Raw genomic sequence first — 19,238 nt, forward strand, 5'->3', positions numbered from 1 at the left:
TGAGGGGTGGCGCGTGAGGGGACGGTGTCGTACGGCGTGGGGGCGCGCGGGCGCGTGGCGCGGTCGGCGTCCGTCGGTGGGCGTGCGCCTGGGCGCCGTGGCGGTGGTGCTGGGCACGACGGCTGCCGTGGCCCCCGGACAGGCCGCTCTGGCCGCCGCCGGGGCGTCCGGTACGGCGCAGTCGCCGAGCCCGTACGCCTTCGCCGATGACGCCCGCAGTGTCAAAGGGGCGAGGAGTACCGCCGACGCCGTGGTGCTGACGCCCGGCACAACCTACAAGAGCTCCCTCCCGAGCAGCGGCAAGGTCAGCTACAGCCTCCAGCTCGACGCCACGTCGAACGCGTACGTCTCCGTCACCGCCGTCCCCTCCCCCGGCAGCACCGTCTCCGTCATCGACGGGCTCAAGGTGTCCGTGCAGGACGACGACGGCACCTCCTGCTCCAGCGACGTCGCGAATTTCGGCGCCGCCCGCAGCCCGCACCCGATCGCGGCGTGGGGCCGGCGCGAGATCTCTCCCACCAAGTCGCTGTGCCGACAGGCCGGGACCTACTACGTGACCGTCGAGCGCGCCGACCCGGAGGGCGAGGGCTCCTCGCCCGACGCCTGGGACCTCGAAATCGTCGCCATGACGGAGCCCCGGACGGCGAAGACCGGGCCCACCAGCGCACCCGAGGTGTGGAACTCCGCCACGCCCCAGCCGCTCCTGGGCAAGGCCGAGCACCGTCCGGGCGGCGCGGGGTTCGCCGGGGCGACCCCGCTGGACCAGGGGGTCTGGCGCGACGACATCCGGCCCGGCGAGACGCTGTTCTACGAGGTGCCGGTCGACTGGGGCCAGCAGCTCCAGGTCACCGCCGACCTGGGCAGCTCGGCCTCCGGCGGCACCGGCTACACGCCCGACGCGCTGGACCTGGACCTGTACAACCCGGCGCGCGGCCGCGTCGCCGACGTGGGCGTCGGCTACAACGGCGGCCAGAAGTCCGGCAGCCTGCCTCCCCTGCCGCCGGTCGACCACGCCAACCGCTACGCCGTCATCGGCCAGGTCGGTGCGATGCGCTTCGCCGGCTCCTACTACCTCGTCGCGCACCTCGCGGAGAGCGTCGCCGACAGCTTCGGGGACGGGCCGTTCCCGATGACCCTGCGGGTCCGGGTGAGCGGTCAGCCGCGCAGCGGGCCCGACTACGTGGGGGAGTCCGAGCCGAAGGGCGTCTTCGCGGTCTCGGACGAGGACCGGGAGGCCGCGGCCGAAGGCGTGGCCGGGGGTGACGACACCGCGATGCGGGTCGTCGCCGTGGGCGGCATCGGCACCGGGAGCGCGCTGCTGGTGGGGCTCGGGGTGTGGACCGTGGTGGCTCGGCGCAGGAGTACCGGCTGACCCGCCGTACCGGTGTCCGCGGGACTCAGATGCGGGTCAGGGCCCAGAACCCCACGGCGTAGCAGGCCAGGGCGAGGAGCAGGACAGGGACCGCCACCTTGGCCGGAGGGCCGGGGCGGCGGGGAGGGCGGTGTGCCCGGTGCCGTGAAGTGCCCTGGCCGGGCGGAATCCCTTGTCCGCGCTGTGGGGTTTGCGGGGTCTGAGTCGTGTACGGGGCTGTGGAGGTGCCGGTGGGCTGCTGTGTCCCGGGGGGCAAGGGCTGACCGGGGTAGCCCGCGTGGTTCGGGTACACCGGGGGGAGCGGCTGCGACGGGGACAGCCGGTCTGTGAGGTCATAGGGGGAGTAGAAGGCCGGTGCTTGTGCGTCGTGACCCGGCGTGGGGGAGCTCGTGCCGGTGGCCTGCGGCGGCGGCAGGTGGAAGCTGCCGGTGTCCGACATGGAGGGCGTCTGAGCCGGGGTGGCCGGCGGGGCGGTGTGCCGGCCGGGGCCCGGCTGTACGACCGCGGCGCCCGGGCCCTGCCAGGACGCCGAACCGTCTCCCGAAGGGGCCGGGGCGTCCAGCCGGGGCCGCTCCTCCTCAGCCGGACGGTACCGATCCTCGTCCGTCGCCGGGCCGGGCGGCTCCCCCTCCCTCGGCCGCAGACCCCGCGCTCTCTCCAGCGGGCCGTCCGGCGCGAATCCCGGAGGCAGCGGGCCGAGTTGGTCGAAGATCTCGATCAGTTCGTCGTCCGGGCCGGGCTCGGGGAGGAGCTCCGCGGCGGCGGCGAGCGCCTTGCGCGCCCCCGTGGCCGTACGGAACCGGGCCAGCGGGTCCGGCTGGAGCAGCATGGCCACCACCTGCCACAGCGGCTCCGGAATGCCCTTGGGCGCACCGGGAGTTCCGTGCTCGGCGAAGTACTGGATGAGCGCCTTGCTGTCCGGCTTGGCGCCTTCCAGGAGGTACAGCGCGACCAGGCCTACGGCGAACAGGTCGGCAGGGAAGTCCGGATCCGCGCCCATCATCTGCTCGGGCGCGAGATAACCGGGCGTCCCCACCACGAGGTTGGTCTCCGTCAGGCGCGGCTCGCCCAGCCGCATCGCGATGCCGAAGTCGGACAGCCGCAGCCGCGGCCGGCCCGTACCGGTGGCTTCCAGCAGGATGTTGGCGGGTTTGACGTCGCGGTGCACGACGTCCTCCGCGTGCACCGCTGCCAGCCCCGCCAGCAACTGGTCGAGCAGCGTGCAGACGAAGGCCGGCGGCAGAGGCCCGTAGTCCCCGACGAGGTGGACCAGTGAGCCACCCGCGACCAGGTCCATGGTGAAGAGGACCTTGTCGTCGTCGGCGGCCCAGCTGGTGGGGGCGAGCACATGGGGGTGGTCGATCCGCAGGGCCTGTTCACGGACGAAGCGCAGCAGAGAGTGCGCGTCGCTCTGGAGCAGGACCTTGGCGGCCACATAGCGGCGGCGGCGGTGGTCCCAGGCACGCCAGACGGCGCCGACCCCTCCGCGTCCGATCGGGTCGACCAGTTCGTACCGGCCGGCAAACACCTCACCCATGGCTGTACGTCTCTCCTCCCCCTGTGGTCTCCCCCCTTGCTTCCCCCTCGGCGAGCCTTACGACTCCCCGACGGGCGAAACGACTCCCCGTGGCCTCCCAAAGCCGCCCAGGACTGCACGTGGCCCCGTGACTCCCCCGATGAGCGATACACGTCCCCCTCGCGTCGAACGGTCCCCCGTGCGGCACACGCCCCCTCGTGTCCGCCCGTACCGTGACGTAGCCCCCGTCACCTCACCCGAAGCCCGGTGCCGAACCCCCTTCGGCGGCCGGGCGCCGGGGTCAGTTCTGGTGGGACTGGTAGTGCGCGACCGCGTCCGACGTGCGCCCGGCCCCGTACACCCGGAGGAACTCGGCGAGTTCCGGGTGGGTCGGGGCGAGGGTCTCCGCGGCGTCGATGATGTCGCCCGCCGCCGCGACCGAGCGCAGCAGCGACTGGATCTCCCGGACGACGCGCTTGACCGTCGGCGCCCCCGAACTGCTCGTCGTCTGCGTGGTGTTGCTGAGCACCGAACCCCCCTGTGACTTCTTGATCTCCTCCATGCGCTCGGTGGCCTCGGCCGCGCTCACGCTGCCGTCCGCGACCTGCCCCGCCAGGTCCTGGAGCAGCTGCACTCGCTGCACCACAGCGGGGTTACCGATCTTCGCCCGCTGGCCGCTCATCAGCTGCGACAACATCGGTGCGGACAGTCCCAGAACCCCCGCGAGACGAGCCTGGTTGAGACCAAGATCGTCGATGAGCTTACGGAAGAGCGCCCCCAGCGGCTCCCCGTACCAGTTCCGCTGCAGTTCCCGCGCTCTTGCGGTGGCTTCCTGCTGTGCGGCGTCCATTGCGTCTCCCCATCGCTTCCCCAAGTACGGCGGTTCGCGGTAGCGAACCACGCCGAGCATCTTACGGAGAGTGGTCGGCGACGGGGACCCCCAATCCTTTTGCGGAATCACGGGGGTAACCCGGTACTCTGGTCTCCGACGCTCGCCGGGACGAGATTTTCTCCGGGCGGATGTTCCTCTTCCGGGGCCTTAGCTCAGTTGGTAGAGCGCTGTCTTTGCATGGCAGATGTCAGGGGTTCGACTCCCCTAGGCTCCACTCCGGAAAGCCCTCCGACCTGCGGAAACGTGGTTCGGGGGGCTTTTGTTTCACGTGAAACAGCGCGGTGGGGCGGGAGACTCCCCAAGGCTCGCACCTCGGAGCCTCAAGTCTCCCGCCCCACCGCGCTGTTGAATCCGGCGGACGTCAGGAACGGTCGTCGCGCCTGGCGGCCTCATCCTGGGCCTGCTTCGCCTCGACCTCCGGGTCCAGGGCGGACTCACCACTGCCGTCCACGGAGGTCAGACGGCCCGACTCGGGCACCTCCGTCGCGGCGGGCGGCTCCACCAGCCAGTCCGGGTTGGCCTGCTTGTCCCACCACTTCCAGGCCGCGAAGGCACCGCCCGCGACGGCGCCCAGAACGACCAGCGTCTTCATGGCCCGGCCGGCCCTCGCCCGCCGTTCCTGCCTGCGGATCAGCTTCTGGACCTCCTTCGACGACACCTGACCGCGCAGCGCGGCCATCGCGGCCACACTCCGGGCCGCGGCCTCGGTCGTGACGGGCACGGCCGCGGCCACAGCCTGCTCGAGCCTCGGCCGGGAGTACTCCGCCGCCTGCCGGGCGGCCTTGCGCGTGCGGACGGCGGCCTCATGGGCGGCCTGGTCGACTTTCGGCGGCACATGCGTCCGGGCCTGCTCCAGATACGGCTGCACATGGGTGCCGTACTGGACGCGCGCCTGCCCGGCGGCCTGCGTCACCCTGGGCGCTAGCCGTACGCGTGCCTCGTGTGCGTAGTGCGCGGCCCTGTCCTTGGCCGTGTCGGCGTAGGGCGCCACCACTTCCGCGGCGTGCAGCACGCTGTCCTTCGCCGAACCAGTCGCGGCGCGCACGCTGTCGATGCGGGTCACGGGTTCCTCCTCCTCGGTGGCGTACGGTATTTCGACTTTCCACCCTTTTACGGATCATGCCTCCCGGCGCACCGCCAGGCATGCGCGGGCGGGCATCCGGGTCACGGGAGCCGGCTCCGGGCCACCTCCGGTCGAAAACCGATCAAGAGCGGACCGAACACTGATCGGGAGCCGATCACCTGCAATAGCGGACGAATAGGGTTCAACAGGAGCTTGCCGTCGACAATGCCACGGATCGCCGCCGCGCGCCCCCGCCCCGGGACTACTCGACTGGTTTTCCGCAAGCGAGTCGGCCCGGTTTACCTCCCGTGACCCGAGGTCGGGCGACGCGGAGCCCCGTCCATGCGAGGATCAGGGAGTCACGGAAAGACAACGGAAGGCAGATCGTGGCTGAGCAGCTCTACGCCACCCTGAAGACCAACCACGGCGACATCGACGTCCGGCTTCTGCCGAACCACGCCCCCAAGACGGTCAAGAACTTCGTCGAGCTCGCCCAGGGCGAGCGGGAATGGACGCACCCGGAGACGGGACAGAAGACCACGGACAGGCTCTACGACGGCACGGTCTTCCACCGGGTGATCAGTGGCTTCATGATCCAGGGCGGTGACCCGCTGGGCAACGGCACCGGCGGTCCCGGCTACCAGTTCGAGGACGAGTTCCACCCGGACCTGCGCTTCGACAAGCCCTACCTGCTGGCGATGGCCAACGCCGGCCCGGGCACCAACGGCTCGCAGTTCTTCATCACCGTTTCCCCGACGGCATGGCTGAACCGCAAGCACACCATCTTCGGCGAGGTCACCGACGCGGCCAGCCAGAAGGTCGTGGACACCATCGCCACGGCCCAGACGAACCCGCGCACCGACCGCCCGGTCAACGACGTGGTCATCGAGTCGGTCGTCATCGAGACCCGCTGAGACCCGCGGAGTGCCGAAGCCCCCGCAGGGAACCAATCGCCCCGCTCGTCCGTAAAGATGAGCGGGGCGGGCTTTTCTCATCACGACCTAGGGGATCCCATGGACGACCAGGCTGCGGGCAGCCCGCAGGACGCCCACAGCGTCCCCATGTGCTACCGCCACCCGGACCGCGAGACCGGCATCCGCTGCACCCGCTGCGAGCGCCCGATCTGCCCCGAGTGCATGGTCAACGCCTCCGTCGGCTTCCAGTGCCCCGCGTGCGTCCGCAGCGGATCCGGCACCGGTCACGCGCCCACGGCCGCCATGCCCCGGACCATCGCCGGCAGCACCGTCAGCGCCGATCCCCGCCTGCTGACCAAGATCCTCATCGGGATCAACCTGGCCGTGTTCATCGCCATCCAGGCCCATGAGGCGCTCGCGACCGACCTCGCCCTGGTCGGCGCCTGGCCGCCCGCGCCCTTCACGCCCACACAGGGCGTGGCGGGGGGTGAGTGGTACCGCATGGTGACGTCGATGTTCACGCACCAGGAGATCTGGCACATCGCGTTCAACATGCTCAGCCTGTGGTGGCTCGGCGGCCCGCTCGAAGCGGCCCTCGGCCGTGTGCGCTATCTCGCGCTCTACTTCGTCTCCGGACTCGCGGGCAGCACCCTGGCCTATCTGCTGGCCTCCCCGAACACGGCGACGCTGGGTGCCTCCGGCGCGATCTTCGGCCTGTTCGGTGCCACGGCCGTGCTGATGCGCCAGCGCAATTACGACATGCGCCCCATCATCGCGCTGCTGGTGATCAACCTGATCTTCACCTTCAGCCCGGGCTTCAACATCTCCTGGCAGGCCCACATCGGCGGCCTCGTCGCCGGTGTCGTCGTCGGTTACGCCATGGTCCACGCCCCGCGCGAGCGACGTGCCCTGATCCAGTACGGCACGTGTGCGCTGGTCCTCGCCGTGATCGTCCTGTTGACCCTGTTGAGGACGGCCCAGCTCAGCTGAGCGCGAGCGTTGTCCACAGCGGGTGGCGGATCTTGTGCACACTGTGCGGGAACACCTGTGCCCCCTGTCACTGACCCGCGTTTTTGCAGGTCAGGCAGGGGGCGAACAAGTTTTCGAGTTCCGGTACTTCCGTCATACCGGCGTCAACACTCAACGAGTTATCCACAGATCGTCTTTCTTTTCCACCTGTGGAAAACCGCTGTGGATAACTCAGTGAACAACCCTGGGCAGAGCTGCGTTCACCGTCCGGTGACCGTTACTTCCACTGGGTCGAGACACCGAATCCGGCGGCGATGAAGCCGAAGCCCACCACGATGTTCCAGTTGCCCAGCGAGTCGATGGGCAGCGACCCGTCGGTGACGTAGAAGACGACGATCCAGGCCAGGCCGATGAGGAACATGGCCAACATGACGGGCGCGACCCAGGCACGGCTGTTCAGCTTGATCGCGGTCGCCTGCTTCGCGGGCGGCGGCGTGTAGTCGGCCTTCTTGCGGATACGTGACTTCGGCACGAGGGTCTCTCCTGTCGATGCGCTGCGTGGCCGCGCAGGTAACTGGGTCGGTCTCGGGGCAGCGTAAGGGGACTCTGAGTGCTCCCCCGGGCGTCCGTTAGCGTAGTGCTTCCGTGGCGCCGAAGGAGATAAGGGTACGTTGAGCAATTCTGCCGACTCCCCCGGGACGGGATCCACCCCTGAGCGCGCGCGCCGTTTCCGGCCTGTGCGGATCCTCACGGCGGCCGTCTTCGCTCTCGCGGGACTCATTTTCTTCACCAGCTTCAACACCGCCAAAGGCACCAATATCCGCACGGACACCTCGCTGCTGAAGCTGTCCGACCTCATCCAGGAGCGCAGCCGGGAGAACGGCGGGCTGGACGAGACCAACGGGACCCTGCGCAAGGAGATAGAGGCGCTCGCCGAGCGGGACGACGGCAGCACCAAGGCGGAGGACGACAAGCTCGCCGCCCTGGAGAAGCGCGCGGGCACGCAGAAACTCACGGGCGAGTCGCTCACGGTCACGCTCAACGACGCCCCGCCGGACGCCACCGCCAAGCTGCCCGGCTATCCCGAGCCGCAGCCCGACTACCTGGTCATCCACCAGCAGGACCTCCAGGCCGTGGTGAACGCGCTGTGGCAGGGCGGGGCCAAGGGCATCAAGGTCATGGACCAGCGGCTGATCTCCACCAGCGCGGTGCGCTGCGTGGGCAACACCCTGATCCTCCAGGGCCGTGTCTACTCGCCGCCGTACAAGATCACGGCGGTGGGTGACCCGGGCAAGCTCCAGAAGGCGCTCGCGGCGTCCCCGGCGATCCAGAACTACATGGTCTACGTCAACGTCTACGGGCTCGGCTGGAAAGTCGAGGAGAACGGCCCGGTGACTCTTCCCGGCTACTCGGGCACAGTGGATCTGCACTACGCGAAGCCCGTGGAGGAGTAGAGCCTGGCCGGGGGAGCCGCCGGTGCGTGTGATCGTCAGGACCCTCAGCGAACTGTGTATCACCGTCGGCAGCGTGATCGTGCTGTTCGTCGTCTATGTGCTGTTCTGGACCGGCGTGCGGGCCGACGACGTCATGGACGACCAGATCGAGCTGCTCCAGGAGCAGTGGGCGAAGTCGAGCGCGCCCCCCGCGGTGGCCGGCTCCTCCAGCGCGAACGTCGCGAACCCGCCGAAATCCGCGCCCTACGCCCAGGGCAAGCCTTTCGCGATCATGTACATCCCGCGCCTTGGTTTCACGTGGAACAAGCCGGTGCTCGAAGGCACCGGCACCGGCACCCTGAAGAAGGGCCTGGGCCATTACGCGGAGACCGCTCAGCTCGGCCAGAGGGGGAACTTCGCGGTCGCCGGCCACCGCCGCACCTATGGCGACCCCTTCAAGGACTTTCCCCAGCTGAGGCGGGGTGACGCCGTGGTGCTGACCGACGGAACGACCTGGTTCACGTATCGGATCGACAAAGGCCCGTACAAAACAGTGCCCTCGGACATCGAGGTGATCGACCCTGTCCCACGTACATCCGGGTACACGCGTTCGGGTCGCTATCTGACGCTGACCACGTGTGAACCGGAATGGGGACACAGTCATCGGCTGATCGTCTGGGCGCACCTGGACTCCACGCAGCCTGTGGAGGCAGGGAAACCTGAGGCGTTGCGCCGTTAGTCTGGTGGCTGTACGGCGTGGGTCTGGTGCCGTGGTACGACGGAAGGGACGGCATGTACGGCTGGATCTGGCGGCATCTGCCGGGGAACACGTGGGTGAAGGCGCTGATCTCACTCGTCCTGGTCGTGGCCGTGGTCTACGTCCTCTTCCAGTACGTCTTCCCGTGGGCGGAACCGCTGCTGCCCTTCAACGATGTGACGGTGGACAACCAGTGAGCGCGCGCATTCTCGTCGTCGACAACTACGACAGCTTCGTCTTCAACCTGGTCCAGTACCTGTACCAGCTGGGCGCCGAGTGTGAGGTCCTGCGCAACGACGAGGTGTCGACGGCGCACGCCCAGGACGGCTTCGACGGTGTCCTGCTCTCCCCGGGCCCGGGCACCCCGGAGGAGGCGGGCGTCTGTGTCGACATGGTCCGGCACTGCGCCGCCACGGGCGTGCCGGTCTTCGGTGTCTGCCTCGGCATGCAGTCGATGCAGGTGGCGTACGGCGGAGTGGTGGACCGCGCGCCCGAGCTGCTGCACGGCAAGACGTCGCTGGTCGAGCACACCAGCCGGGGTGTCTTCACGGGCCTGCCCTCGCCCTTCACGGCGACGCGCTACCACTCGCTGGCCGCCGAGCCGGCGACGGTCCCGGCCGAGCTGGAGGTCACGGCCCGGACGCACGACGGCATCGTCATGGGTCTGAGGCACCGCGAACTTCCGGTGGAGGGCGTGCAGTTCCACCCCGAGTCGGTGCTGACCGAGCACGGGCACCGGATGCTGGCCAACTGGCTGGTGGAGTGCGGCGACCAGGGCGCGGTGGCGAGGTCGGCCGGGCTCGCCCCGGTGGTGGGCAGGGCCACGGCGTGACGGCGCTGCGCCCCGAGCGCGAGTCCGACACCTCGTACGGGCAGCAGTCGTACGGGGTGCCGGGTGCGTTCGAGGAGTGGTCGGGCGGAGGGGCGTACGGTGCCTCTCCGCAGCCGCCGTCAGCGCCGCAGCCGTACATGTCACAGCCGGAGCCGGAGCCGCAGCCGTTCGCGCCTGAGCCGTACCCGGCGTCGTACGAGCCCGTCCCGGACGAGCCGTATCTGCCTCCGGCCGACGAGGAGACGGTGGCGCTGCGGATACCGGATCCGCCGCCCGCGGCCGATGACGCCGTATCCGGCTCTCCGGGCTCTTCCGCGGCACGGCACGGCGGACCCGCCCACGGGGGCCGCGCGGCCCGCAGAAAGGCCGCCAAGGGCCGTCACGGGCGTCATGGCGGCGCTGCGGAGGCCCGCTCGGCTCAGGAATCGGCTCAGGAATCGGCCCGGGGCTCGGCTCAGGAGGAGCGGCGGGCGCCGCTGTCGCGGGTCGAGGCGCGGCGGCAGGCGCGGGCGCGCAAGCCGGGTCCGGCGGTCGTGGCCAGCCGGGCGATAGGTGAGGTGTTCATCACCACCGGTGTGCTGATGCTGCTGTTCGTCACCTACCAGCTGTGGTGGACGAACGTGCGGGCGCACGCGCAGGCCGGCCAGGAGGCCAGCAGCCTCCAGGACGACTGGGCGAACGGCAAGCGCAACCCGGGAGTCTTCGAGCCCGGGCAGGGCTTCGCCATCCTGCACATCCCGAAGCTGGACGTGGTGGTGCCGATCGCCGAGGGCACGAGCAGCAAGGGCGTGCTCGACCGGGGCATGGTCGGCCACTACGCCGAGGGCGCGCTGAAGACGGCGATGCCCGGTGACAAGACCGGGAACTTCGGGCTCGCGGGCCACCGCAACACCCACGGAGAACCGTTCCGGTACATCAACAAGCTCACCAAGGGCGATCCGATCGTCGTGGAGACGCAGGACAAGTACTACGTCTACAAGATGGCGTCGATCCTGCCGGTCACGTCGCCCAGCAACACGAGCGTCCTGAACCCCGTCCCCCCGGGGTCGGGGTTCACCGAGCCCGGCCGTTACATCACGCTGACCACGTGCACGCCGGAGTTCACCAGCAAGTACCGGATGATCGTCTGGGGCAAGATGGTCGAGGAACGGCCGCGCAGCAAGGGCAAGCCGGATGCGCTCGTCAGTTAAGGGCAGATGACCAGTGGCAGCGACCACCGACACGGAGCACGAAGAGCACACCGGCGCGTCGGCGTCCCGGCCGTCCGCGGCCCGGCGCCGTCCCGGCCCGATCGCCATGGCGGTGAGCGTCTTCGGGGAGCTCCTCATCACCGCGGGCCTGGTCCTGGGCCTGTTCGTCGTCTACTCGCTCTGGTGGACCAACGTGGTCGCCGACCGTGCGGCCGGGAAGCAGGCGGACAAGGTCCGTGACGACTGGGCCCACGGCCGCGGCGGCGGCCCCGGTGCGCTGGACACCAAGAACGGCATCGGGTTCCTGCACGTGCCGGCGATGAAGAACGGCGAGGTCCTGGTCGAGAAGGGCACGTCGAACAAGATCCTCAACGACGGTGTCGCCGGGTACTACACCGATCCCGTCAAGGCGGTCCTGCCGATGTCGGGCAAGACCGGCAACTTCTCCCTCGCGGCCCACCGTGACGGTCACGGCGCCAAGTTCCACAACATCGACAAGATCGAGAAGGGCGACCCGATCGTCTTCGAGACGAAGGACAAGTGGTACGTCTACAAGGTCTACGACATCCTTCCCGAGACCTCGAAGTTCAACGTGAAGGTCCTCTCGCAGGTCCCGAAGGAGTCCGGCAGGAAGAAGCCGGGCCACTACATCACGCTGACGACGTGCACGCCGGTGTACACGAGCACGTACCGGTACATCGTGTGGGGCGAGTTGGAGCGGGTCGAAAAGGTGGACAGTGAGCGGACACCACCGAAGGAGCTGGGCTGACTGCTTTGTATCGCAGTCCGGTTGTTACTCCAGAACGCTCAGTGGCACCTCGGCGCTCCACCCCTCCAGACGTTTCGCTCAGGGCATTGAAATGGGACGACGGGTTTGCCCGCCCCCGAGAGAGCTGGAGGGCCCGTCGACAGAGTTGACGGGCCCGGTAGAGCTCAGGACTTGGTCAGCCGCAGTTGGTCGCCTTGCGCTCGGCTACGCCGTACCCCTCGATGGCTCCGGTCCAGTCCATGCATGCGCCCTTGCCGTAGACGTACACCGGTCCGGCATAGGACTGGTACTTGCCCAGGTCGCTCTTCCAGCTGTAGATGTCGCCATTCCTGCCCAGACCGGCGCTGACGATGCCCGGAGTCGAGTCAGGCGTGTCCCGAATGGTCACCACGCAGTTGTAGCCATTCGATGAGTTGTAGGTCAGGAATATCGTTCCGCCATTTCCGATACGGGCGGAATTGGTGACGCTGTAGCCGGATCCGCAAGCGCCGTTGTAGCTGGCCGCTGCTGATGCGGAAGGCGCAGCAATGACGCCGAGTCCGATCATCGTCGCAGCACTGGTGGCGATTGTGGTAATCCTTCGGCATTTTCTCACGAGCGCAGAATAGCGGTGCTTGCGACTGGGAGACAAGTGAATTTGGGGGAAGGGGGGTTGGGGGAAAGCGGAATGCAGAACATGAGTGGAAAACTCTGTTATGTCTAAACCGATCAGGTGTAATTGTCTTTGGCTGAAAGGTGCCCGTACACGAACGAGCCCCGGCACCTTCACGAGAGTGCCGGGGCTTCTGTCGGTGAGGAGGGGTGTCAGTCCTCCGTGCGGGCCGACGTTCCGGTGAGGCCCCCGAAGAAACCGCCGCCGTTGCCGCCGTTGCCGTTGCCGTTGCCACCGCCCGCCTGGTCGGCGGTGAACAGGTTGACCGCTGTCCCCTCGTCGACCTGGGTGCCTTGGGTCGGGTTCGACGCGACTACCACGGCGTTGTCGTCCTGGGAGCCTGCGATGTTGCCGACCGTCAGGCGCGCGTCCTGGATCAGCTTCTTGGCGTCCTTGAGGGTCTGGTTCTGGAGGTTGGGAACCGCGACCTGCTTGTTCTGCTTTGCCTTGCCGATCTGGATGTTCACCGACGAGTTCGGGTCGACCGACGTGCCGGCCTGCGGCGTGGTCTGGATGACCTTGCCGACCTGGGTGGCGTCGTCGGTCTCCACCTCGGTGCAGTTGCCGACGAGGTTGCTGGCCTGCATCTGCTGCTTGGCCGCGTCACAGCTCTGGCCGAGGACGTCCGGGACGGTGGACTTCTCCGCTTCCTTGGCGACGGTGAGGGTGATCGTGGAGCCCTTCTCCTGGTCCGTGTCGCCCTTGGGGTCCTGCGCGATGACCACGCCGGGGGTGCGGTCGGACTCCTCCGTCTTCTGTTCGACGTCGAAGCCCTTGTCCTCGAGCTCGGCCTTGGCCTTCTCGAAGGTCAGGCCGGTGACGTCCGGCACCGTCACCTTCGGCGCCCCGGTCGACACCACCAGGGAGATGGTGTCGCCCTTCTGGACGTCCGTCCCGGCCTTCGGGTCCTGGTCGCAGATGTTGCCCTTGGTCTGGTTCTCGCAGGGCTTCTTGGAGAAGGTCAGTTTCAGGTCGGCGTTGTCGGCCAGCTTCCGGGCGTTCTGCTGGGTCTCACCGACGAAGTTGGGTGCGGGGAGTGTGTCGTCGCCCACGCCTCCGTTGCCGCTGAACGCCCACCGTCCGATCAGGATCGCTCCGACCAGGACGAGGACGCCCGCCACCACGAGCAGGATCGTCGACGTGTTGGACTTGCGCTGCTGCTGGCGGCGCCGGTCGGGGCGGTCGTCGTAGCCGTAGCCGTCGTCGTCCGGGTTCATGGGGGGCAGCATCGACGTGGCGCCCGCGCCGGAGTCCGCGCGCAGGGCCGTCGTCGGCTGGTCGTCGGGGTAGCCGCCGTAGCCCACCGAGCCCATCGCGGCCGTGGCCGCGACCGGCTGGCCGTCGAGGCAGGCCTCGATGTCGGCGCGCATCTCGTCGGCCGACTGGTAGCGGTAGTCCGGGTCCTTGACCAGTGCCTTGAGGACGATGGCGTCCATCTCGGGCGTGATCTCGGGGTCGAAGACCGACGGGGCCTGGGCCTCTTCGCGAACGTGCTGGTACGCGACGGCGACCGGGGAGTCGCCGACGAAGGGGGGCCGCACCGTCAGGAGTTCGTAGAGGAGACAGCCGGTGGAGTAGAGGTCCGACCGCGCGTCGACCTGCTCGCCCTTCGCCTGTTCCGGCGAGAGGTACTGGGCGGTGCCGATGACGGCCGCCGTCTGCGTCATGGTCATGCCGGAGTCGCCCATGGCGCGGGCGATGCCGAAGTCCATCACCTTGACCTGGCCGTTGCGGGTCAGCATGACGTTCGCGGGCTTGATGTCGCGGTGGACGATGCCGTTGCGGTGGGCGTACTCCAGGCCCTGGAGGATGCCGATGGTCATTTCCATGGCGCGCTCGGGCAGGAGCTTGCGGCCGCTGTGGAGCAGTTCGCGGAGCGTCGAGCCGTCTACGTACTCCATGACGATGTACGGGATCGAGACCCCGTCGATGTAGTCCTCGCCCGTGTCGTAGACCGCGACGATCGCGGGATGGTTGAGCGAGGCGGCCGACTGGGCCTCCCGGCGGAACCGGGCCTGGAAGGAAGGGTCACGCGCGAGATCCGCGCGCAGCGTCTTCACCGCCACGGTGCGGCCGAGGCGGGTGTCATGCGCGAGGTAGACCTCCGCCATGCCACCACGCCCGAGCACCTGGCCCAGTTCGTACCGGCCGCCGAGGCGACGCGGCTCTTCCATAGCTACCTACCAGCCCTCTCCGTCGGTCCCGACCGGAAACTTGTGCGGTCGGAGGCTGCCGTCCGGGCCTACCGTACCCGGCTCGCTTTGTGTGACCTGGCCAAGCCCGTCAGCCGATACAGGACCGGTATCGCAACGTGCATCGATGTGAAGCAGACGTGAGCGGGGTCACTTCTTGCTGTCGATGACCGCCTCCATCACGTTCCTCGCGATCGGCGCCGCGAGGCCACCGCCGGAGATGTCGTCACGGACGGCGTTGTCGTCCTCGATCACGACCGCCACGGCGACCGGCGAGCTGCCGTCGTCGCCCTTGGCGTACGAGATGAACCACGCGTAGGGGTTCTCGCTGTTGTCGACGCCGTGCTGGGCGGTACCGGTCTTGCCGCCCACCTTGACGCCGTCGATCTTGGCGTTCGTGCCCGTGCCCTTGTCGACCACGGTCTCCATCATCGACTGGAGGATCTGGGCGTTCTCGGCCGACATCGGCTTGCTCATCTCCTCCGGGTCGGTCTTCTCGATGGTGTCGAGGTTCGGGGCCTGGAGTTCGTCGACCATGTACGGCTTCATCAGAGTGCCGTTGTTGGCGACGGCCGAGGCGACCATGGCCATCTGGAGCGGGGTGGCCGCGGTGTTGAACTGGCCGATGGAGGACAGCGCGGTCTGCGAGGGGTTCATGTTGTCGGAGAACACCGACGCGCTGGAGCGGACCGGCGTGAACTGCTCCTCGGTGAAGCCGAACTTCTTGGCCTCGGCCAGCATCTTCTCGTTGCCGAGGTCGGAGCCGATCTTGCCGAAGACGGTGTTGCAGGAGTACTGGAGCGCCGTCCGGAGGGTGGCGTTCTCGCAGGGGATGTTCCCCTCGTTCTTCAGCTGGGTCGTGGTGCCCGGCATGGTCCACGGCAGCGGCGACTTCGTCTTCTGGTCCGCGTCCGTGTACAGCCCGTCCTCCAGGGCGGCGGCCGCGGTGAGGACCTTGAAGGTGGAGCCCGGCGGGTACGTCTCGCGCAGGGCCCGGTTGAGCATCGGGTCGTCGGGGTTGTTCTTCTTGTCCAGCTTCTTCCAGGCCTCGGCGTCCTTGGAGCTGTTGCCGGCGATCGACGACGGGTCGTACGACGGGTAGGACGACAGCGCCAGGATCTTGCCGGTGGACGGCTCCAGAGCCACCACCGCGCCCTTGCCGCCCTGCTTCTTCAGGCCGTTGTAGGCGGCCTTCTGCGCGGCGGCGTTGAGCGTGGTGACGACGTTGCCGCCCTCCTTCTTCTTGCCCGTCAGCATGTCGAGCGTGTTGCGGAAGAAGAGCCGGTCGTCGTTGCCGGAGAGGATGCCGTCCTCGAGGTTCTCCAGCTGGTTGGCGCCGAAGGCCTGCGAGACGAAGCCGGTGACGGGCGCCCACATGGGCCCGTCCTTGTAGGTGCGCTTGTACTTGAAGTCGCCCGACGTGGTCGTCGCGTGCCCGGTGATGGGGTCGCCGCCGACGATGATGTCGCCGCGCGGCGAGGCGTAGCGCTCGATCGAGACGCGGCGGTTCTTGGTGTCGGTCCTCAGTTCGTCGGCCTTGACGTACTGAATCCAGTTGTCGCGGATCAGCAGGGCCAGAACGAGCAGGCCGCAGAAGATCGCGATTCGGCGCAGGGGCTTGTTCATGACGGGCGGACCACCTGGGTCATCTCGGCATCGGGGTCGCCGGCGGGAGCGGGAGCCGGGCGGCGGGCGGTGTCGCTGATGCGTAGCAGGATGCCGATCAGGGCCCAGTTGGCGATCACGGAGGAACCGCCGTAGGCCACGAACGGCAGCGTCATACCGGTCAGCGGAATGAGGCCCATGACGCCGCCGGCCACGACGAAGACCTGGAGGCCGAAGGCGCCGGACAGGCCGATGGCCAGCAGCTTGCCGAAGGGGTCGCGGGCCGCGAGTGCGGTGCGCACGCCCCGTTCGACGATCAGGCCGTAGAGCAGCAGGATGGCCATGACGCCGGCCAGGCCGAGCTCCTCACCGAAGGTGGCGAGGATGAAGTCGGAGTTGGCGGCGAAGCCGATGAGGTCGGAGTGGCCCTGTCCGAGGCCGGTGCCGAGCGTGCCGCCGGAGCCGAAGGCCCACAGGGCCTGCATCGCCTGCTCGGAGTGGACGACGCCGTCCTGGACGCCGGCGCGGGAGAGTTCGAACTCGCGCATCGGGTCGAGCCAGGCCTGCACACGCGTCTGGATGTGCGGCTCGAAGCTCGCCACACCGACGGCGCCGACCGCGGACATCAGCAGACCGAAGACGATCCAGCTGGTCCGCTCGGTGGCGACGTACAGCATGATGACGAACATCCCGAAGAACAGCAGGGACGTACCGAGGTCGGTCTCGAAGACCAGGATGAGGATCGAGATCACCCAGACGACGAGAATCGGACCGAGGTCGCGGCCGCGGGGCAGGTACAGGCCCATGAAGCGGCGGCTGGCCAGGGCCAGGGCGTCTCTCTTGACCATGAGATAACCGGCGAAGAAGACCGCGAGGACGATCTTCGCGAACTCACCGGGCTGGAGCGTGCCGAGGCCGGGGATCTTGATCCAGATCTTGGCGCCGTAGATGTTCGCGCCGAGTCCGGGCACGAGCGGCAGGACCAGCAGGAACAGCGCACCCGCCATGGAGATGTACGTGTAGCGCTGCAGGACACGGTGGTCCTTGAGGAAGATCAGCACGGCCACCAGCAGGGTGACGCCCATCGCCGAGTACAGCAGCTGGCGCGGTGCGGCATCGGCGTAGTTGCTGAGTCCCTTGGACTGGTCCAGGCGCCAGATGACCACCAGACCGAGCCCGTTCAGCAGCGTCGCCAGCGGCAGCATCAGCGGGTCCGCGTACGGCGCGAACTTCCGTACGACGAGATGGCCGACGCCCGCGAGCAGGCCGAGTCCGAGGCCGTAGCTCAACAGGCCCGGCGGCACCGAGTCGTTGATGGCCAGGCCGACGTTGGCATAGGCGAACACCGGGATGACGACGGCGAACACCAGCAGTGCCAGCTCGGTGTTGCGTCTGCTCGGTGCGCCGATCGCGCCGATCGTGGACGTGTGGTGCTGCGGCGAGTGCGATGTGTTCGTACCGCTCATCGTGTAACAGGGCCTCTCACGGCTTGCCTACTGCTTACCGCACAGCGAGACGACCTTCTGCTCTTCCTCCGAGAGGCTGGGGCCGGGGCTGGGAGTAGGTGCGGTCGTGGACGGGTTCGGGGACTTCTCCGGCGTCGACGGCGAGCCCGACGGGTTCGACGGGTTCGGCGTCGGTGTGGCCTTGGACGTGAAGGAGGCGGGAGTGGTTCCCGTGGTGCCCCCGGCCTCGCCCTCGCCGGTCTTGGCGTTGTTCTCGCTCTCGGCTTCGCGCCGCTGCGCCTCCTTCTTGCACGCGGAGGCCTGCACCGACAGTTCCTGGATCTTCGCCTGGGCGTTCTTCAGCCCGCCCTCGGCGATGGTCGCCTTGACCAGCTTCTGCTGGTAGGGCGGCAGGTACTTGAGTTCGATCTCGGGGTGGTCCTTCTCGACCTTCGACAAGGACACCCAGGCCAGGTCCTGGCTGATGCCCCGGTACAGCGCGACGTGTTCGTCCTCGGCGCCGACGTAGTACTGCGTCTGCGTCCAGCGCCAGCCGCCGTACAGGCCGCCGCCGATGACGGCCAGCGCGAGGACGCCGTAGAAGGATCTCTTCAGCCAGCGGCCCTTCCCGCGGGGCTTGGCGAAGTCGTCGTCGCCGTAGCCCAGGCCGGCCGCCGGGATGTAGCCGGTGGTGTCGCCGGAGCCGGGCGGGCCGAACTCACCGCCTCCGCCGCCCTGGCCGTGCCCCTGGCGGCCGAGCCCGGAAGCGCGGCCGGCGGGGGTCTGCATGATGCCGTTGTCGTGGTGCTGATGCTGGTTCTCGGCGACGGCGCCGACCACGACGGGGGTGTCGGACAGCTGCCCGGCGAGGGTGTCGCCGGTGTCCAGGTCCAGGACGTCGGCGACGATGACGGTGATGTTGTCCGGGCCGCCGCCGCGCAGTGCCAGCTCGATCAGGTTCTGGACGGTCTCCTGGGGGCCCTGGTAGCTGGCGAGGGTGTCCTCCAGGGTCTGGTGGGACACCACGCCGGACAGGCCGTCGGAGCAGATCAGGTAGCGGTCGCCGGCGCGGACCTCGCGGATGGACAGGTCCGGTTCGACGTGGTCGCCGCTGCCGAGCGCGCGCATCAGGAGTGAGCGCTGCGGGTGGGTCGTGGCCTCTTCCTCGGTGATGCGGCCCTCGTCGACCAGGCGCTGCACCCAGGTGTGGTCCTGCGTGATCTGCGTCAGGACGCCGTCGCGGAGGAGGTACGCGCGCGAGTCGCCGACGTGCACCAGGCCGAGGCGCTGGCCGGTCCAGAGCAGGGCGGTGAGGGTGGTGCCCATGCCCTCGAGCTGGGGGTCCTCCTCGACCATCGAGCGCAGCTGGTCGTTGGCGCGCTGGACCGCCGTGCCGAGCGAGGTGAGGATGTCGGAGCCGGGGACGTCGTCGTCGAGCGCGACGATCGTGGAGATGGCCTCGGAGGAGGCGACCTCGCCCGCCGCGGCGCCGCCCATGCCGTCGGCGATGGCGAGCAGGCGCGGGCCGGCGTATCCGGAGTCCTCGTTGCCCTCCCGGATCATCCCCTTGTGCGATCCGGCGGCGAAGCGCAGTGACAGACTCATGCGCACCTCGCCTGTCGGCTCCGGGTACAGCC

At 68.6% G+C, this 19,238-nt stretch carries 18 protein-coding genes and 1 tRNA gene; 10 read left to right on the forward strand and 9 right to left on the reverse strand.

Going from position 1 to position 19,238, the window contains the following annotated elements:
• Positions 1 to 76: 76 nt before the first annotated feature.
• A complete protein-coding gene (locus tag QF034_RS20295) occupies positions 77 to 1,372 on the forward strand; it encodes a hypothetical protein (protein WP_307176289.1) in 1,296 nt (431 codons plus the stop codon).
• A 25-nt stretch (positions 1,373 to 1,397) separates the two neighbouring features.
• On the opposite strand, the gene QF034_RS20300 is transcribed toward QF034_RS20295, so the two are convergent.
• Entirely contained in the window at positions 1,398 to 2,909 is a 1,512-nt protein-coding gene (locus QF034_RS20300; protein ID WP_307176290.1) for a serine/threonine-protein kinase, read from the reverse strand.
• 280 nt (positions 2,910 to 3,189) lie between these two features.
• Entirely contained in the window at positions 3,190 to 3,738 is a 549-nt protein-coding gene (locus tag QF034_RS20305; protein ID WP_086560503.1) for a helix-turn-helix domain-containing protein, read from the reverse strand.
• 183 nt (positions 3,739 to 3,921) lie between these two features.
• On the opposite strand from QF034_RS20305, the gene QF034_RS20310 reads away from it, so the two are divergent.
• A tRNA-Ala gene (locus QF034_RS20310) sits at positions 3,922 to 3,994 on the forward strand.
• Between the two features lie 147 nt (positions 3,995 to 4,141).
• On the opposite strand, the gene QF034_RS20315 is transcribed toward QF034_RS20310, so the two are convergent.
• Complete coding sequence (locus QF034_RS20315) at positions 4,142 to 4,843, reverse strand: DUF5324 family protein (protein ID WP_307176291.1); 702 nt, start codon at positions 4,841 to 4,843, stop codon at positions 4,142 to 4,144.
• A 386-nt stretch (positions 4,844 to 5,229) separates the two neighbouring features.
• On the opposite strand from QF034_RS20315, the gene QF034_RS20320 reads away from it, so the two are divergent.
• Together QF034_RS20320 and QF034_RS20325 are read left to right on the forward strand one after the other, a co-directional pair.
• On the forward strand, positions 5,230 to 5,757 hold the full coding sequence (locus QF034_RS20320) for a peptidylprolyl isomerase (RefSeq protein WP_086560505.1): 528 nt from the start codon (positions 5,230 to 5,232) through the stop codon (positions 5,755 to 5,757).
• 99 nt (positions 5,758 to 5,856) lie between these two features.
• Positions 5,857 to 6,747 (forward strand): rhomboid family intramembrane serine protease, encoded by an 891-nt coding sequence (locus QF034_RS20325; protein ID WP_307176292.1) that lies wholly within the window; start codon positions 5,857 to 5,859, stop codon positions 6,745 to 6,747.
• A gap of 256 nt (positions 6,748 to 7,003) precedes the next feature.
• Here the strand turns inward: QF034_RS20325 and crgA are convergent, their stop codons facing one another.
• Positions 7,004 to 7,258: a cell division protein CrgA gene (gene crgA / locus QF034_RS20330; RefSeq protein ID WP_010032600.1), complete on the reverse strand. Its 255-nt coding sequence runs from the start codon at positions 7,256 to 7,258 to the stop codon at positions 7,004 to 7,006.
• 139 nt (positions 7,259 to 7,397) lie between these two features.
• On the opposite strand from crgA, the gene QF034_RS20335 reads away from it, so the two are divergent.
• The 6 genes from QF034_RS20335 to QF034_RS20360 are packed head-to-tail and all read left to right on the forward strand — an operon-like array spanning position 7,398 to position 11,707.
• On the forward strand, positions 7,398 to 8,180 hold the full coding sequence (locus QF034_RS20335) for a DUF881 domain-containing protein (protein ID WP_307176293.1): 783 nt from the start codon (positions 7,398 to 7,400) through the stop codon (positions 8,178 to 8,180).
• 22 nt (positions 8,181 to 8,202) lie between these two features.
• Positions 8,203 to 8,898 carry a class E sortase gene (locus QF034_RS20340; protein ID WP_307176294.1) on the forward strand — a complete coding sequence of 232 codons (696 nt, stop codon included), beginning with the start codon at positions 8,203 to 8,205 and terminating at the stop codon, positions 8,896 to 8,898.
• 17 nt (positions 8,899 to 8,915) lie between these two features.
• Positions 8,916 to 9,113, forward strand: coding sequence for a hypothetical protein (locus tag QF034_RS20345; protein ID WP_307176295.1), 198 nt, complete (start codon positions 8,916 to 8,918; stop codon positions 9,111 to 9,113).
• Positions 9,110 to 9,748 carry an aminodeoxychorismate/anthranilate synthase component II gene (locus QF034_RS20350; RefSeq protein WP_307176296.1) on the forward strand — a complete coding sequence of 213 codons (639 nt, stop codon included), beginning with the start codon at positions 9,110 to 9,112 and terminating at the stop codon, positions 9,746 to 9,748. The genes QF034_RS20345 and QF034_RS20350 overlap by 4 nt, the downstream gene beginning before the upstream one ends.
• Complete coding sequence (locus QF034_RS20355) at positions 9,745 to 10,938, forward strand: class E sortase (protein WP_307176297.1); 1,194 nt, start codon at positions 9,745 to 9,747, stop codon at positions 10,936 to 10,938. Before QF034_RS20350 ends, QF034_RS20355 begins: the two co-directional genes overlap by 4 nt.
• A gap of 13 nt (positions 10,939 to 10,951) precedes the next feature.
• Complete coding sequence (locus tag QF034_RS20360; RefSeq protein WP_307176298.1) at positions 10,952 to 11,707, forward strand: class E sortase; 756 nt, start codon at positions 10,952 to 10,954, stop codon at positions 11,705 to 11,707.
• Between the two features lie 175 nt (positions 11,708 to 11,882).
• Here the strand turns inward: QF034_RS20360 and QF034_RS20365 are convergent, their stop codons facing one another.
• The 5 genes from QF034_RS20365 to QF034_RS20385 form a co-directional block, all read right to left on the reverse strand.
• Entirely contained in the window at positions 11,883 to 12,254 is a 372-nt protein-coding gene (locus tag QF034_RS20365) for a spore-associated protein A (RefSeq protein ID WP_307176299.1), read from the reverse strand.
• Between the two features lie 257 nt (positions 12,255 to 12,511).
• Complete coding sequence (gene pknB / locus QF034_RS20370; protein WP_307176300.1) at positions 12,512 to 14,533, reverse strand: Stk1 family PASTA domain-containing Ser/Thr kinase; 2,022 nt, start codon at positions 14,531 to 14,533, stop codon at positions 12,512 to 12,514.
• 168 nt (positions 14,534 to 14,701) lie between these two features.
• The gene (locus tag QF034_RS20375; RefSeq protein ID WP_307176301.1) at positions 14,702 to 16,177 is read right to left on the reverse strand and encodes a peptidoglycan D,D-transpeptidase FtsI family protein; all 1,476 of its coding nucleotides are present in this window, start codon (positions 16,175 to 16,177) and stop codon (positions 14,702 to 14,704) included.
• Positions 16,174 to 17,622 (reverse strand): FtsW/RodA/SpoVE family cell cycle protein, encoded by a 1,449-nt coding sequence (locus QF034_RS20380; RefSeq protein WP_307176302.1) that lies wholly within the window; start codon positions 17,620 to 17,622, stop codon positions 16,174 to 16,176. Before QF034_RS20380 ends, QF034_RS20375 begins: the two co-directional genes overlap by 4 nt.
• A gap of 27 nt (positions 17,623 to 17,649) precedes the next feature.
• Positions 17,650 to 19,206, reverse strand: a complete 1,557-nt coding sequence (locus QF034_RS20385) for a Stp1/IreP family PP2C-type Ser/Thr phosphatase (RefSeq protein ID WP_307176303.1) — start codon at positions 19,204 to 19,206, stop codon at positions 17,650 to 17,652.
• Between the last annotated feature and the right edge of the window lie 32 nt (positions 19,207 to 19,238).

The sequence above is a fragment of the Streptomyces africanus genome, from assembly GCF_030816955.1.
Taxonomy (GTDB): Bacteria; Actinomycetota; Actinomycetes; order Streptomycetales; family Streptomycetaceae; genus Streptomyces; species Streptomyces africanus.

Excerpts from the sequence above, each read along its gene's own strand:
- QF034_RS20300 (WP_307176290.1), bottom strand. The coding sequence starts at position 2,909 with ATGGGTGAGGTGTTTGCCGGCCGGTACGAACTGGTCGACCCGATCGGA.
- QF034_RS20305 (WP_086560503.1), bottom strand. The coding sequence starts at position 3,738 with ATGGACGCCGCACAGCAGGAAGCCACCGCAAGAGCGCGGGAACTGCAG.
- QF034_RS20325 (WP_307176292.1), top strand. The coding sequence starts at position 5,857 with ATGGACGACCAGGCTGCGGGCAGCCCGCAGGACGCCCACAGCGTCCCC.
- QF034_RS20365 (WP_307176299.1), bottom strand. The coding sequence starts at position 12,254 with ATGATCGGACTCGGCGTCATTGCTGCGCCTTCCGCATCAGCAGCGGCC.
- pknB (WP_307176300.1), bottom strand. The coding sequence starts at position 14,533 with ATGGAAGAGCCGCGTCGCCTCGGCGGCCGGTACGAACTGGGCCAGGTG.
- QF034_RS20375 (WP_307176301.1), bottom strand. The coding sequence starts at position 16,177 with ATGAACAAGCCCCTGCGCCGAATCGCGATCTTCTGCGGCCTGCTCGTT.
- QF034_RS20380 (WP_307176302.1), bottom strand. The coding sequence starts at position 17,622 with ATGAGCGGTACGAACACATCGCACTCGCCGCAGCACCACACGTCCACG.
- QF034_RS20385 (WP_307176303.1), bottom strand. The coding sequence starts at position 19,206 with ATGAGTCTGTCACTGCGCTTCGCCGCCGGATCGCACAAGGGGATGATC.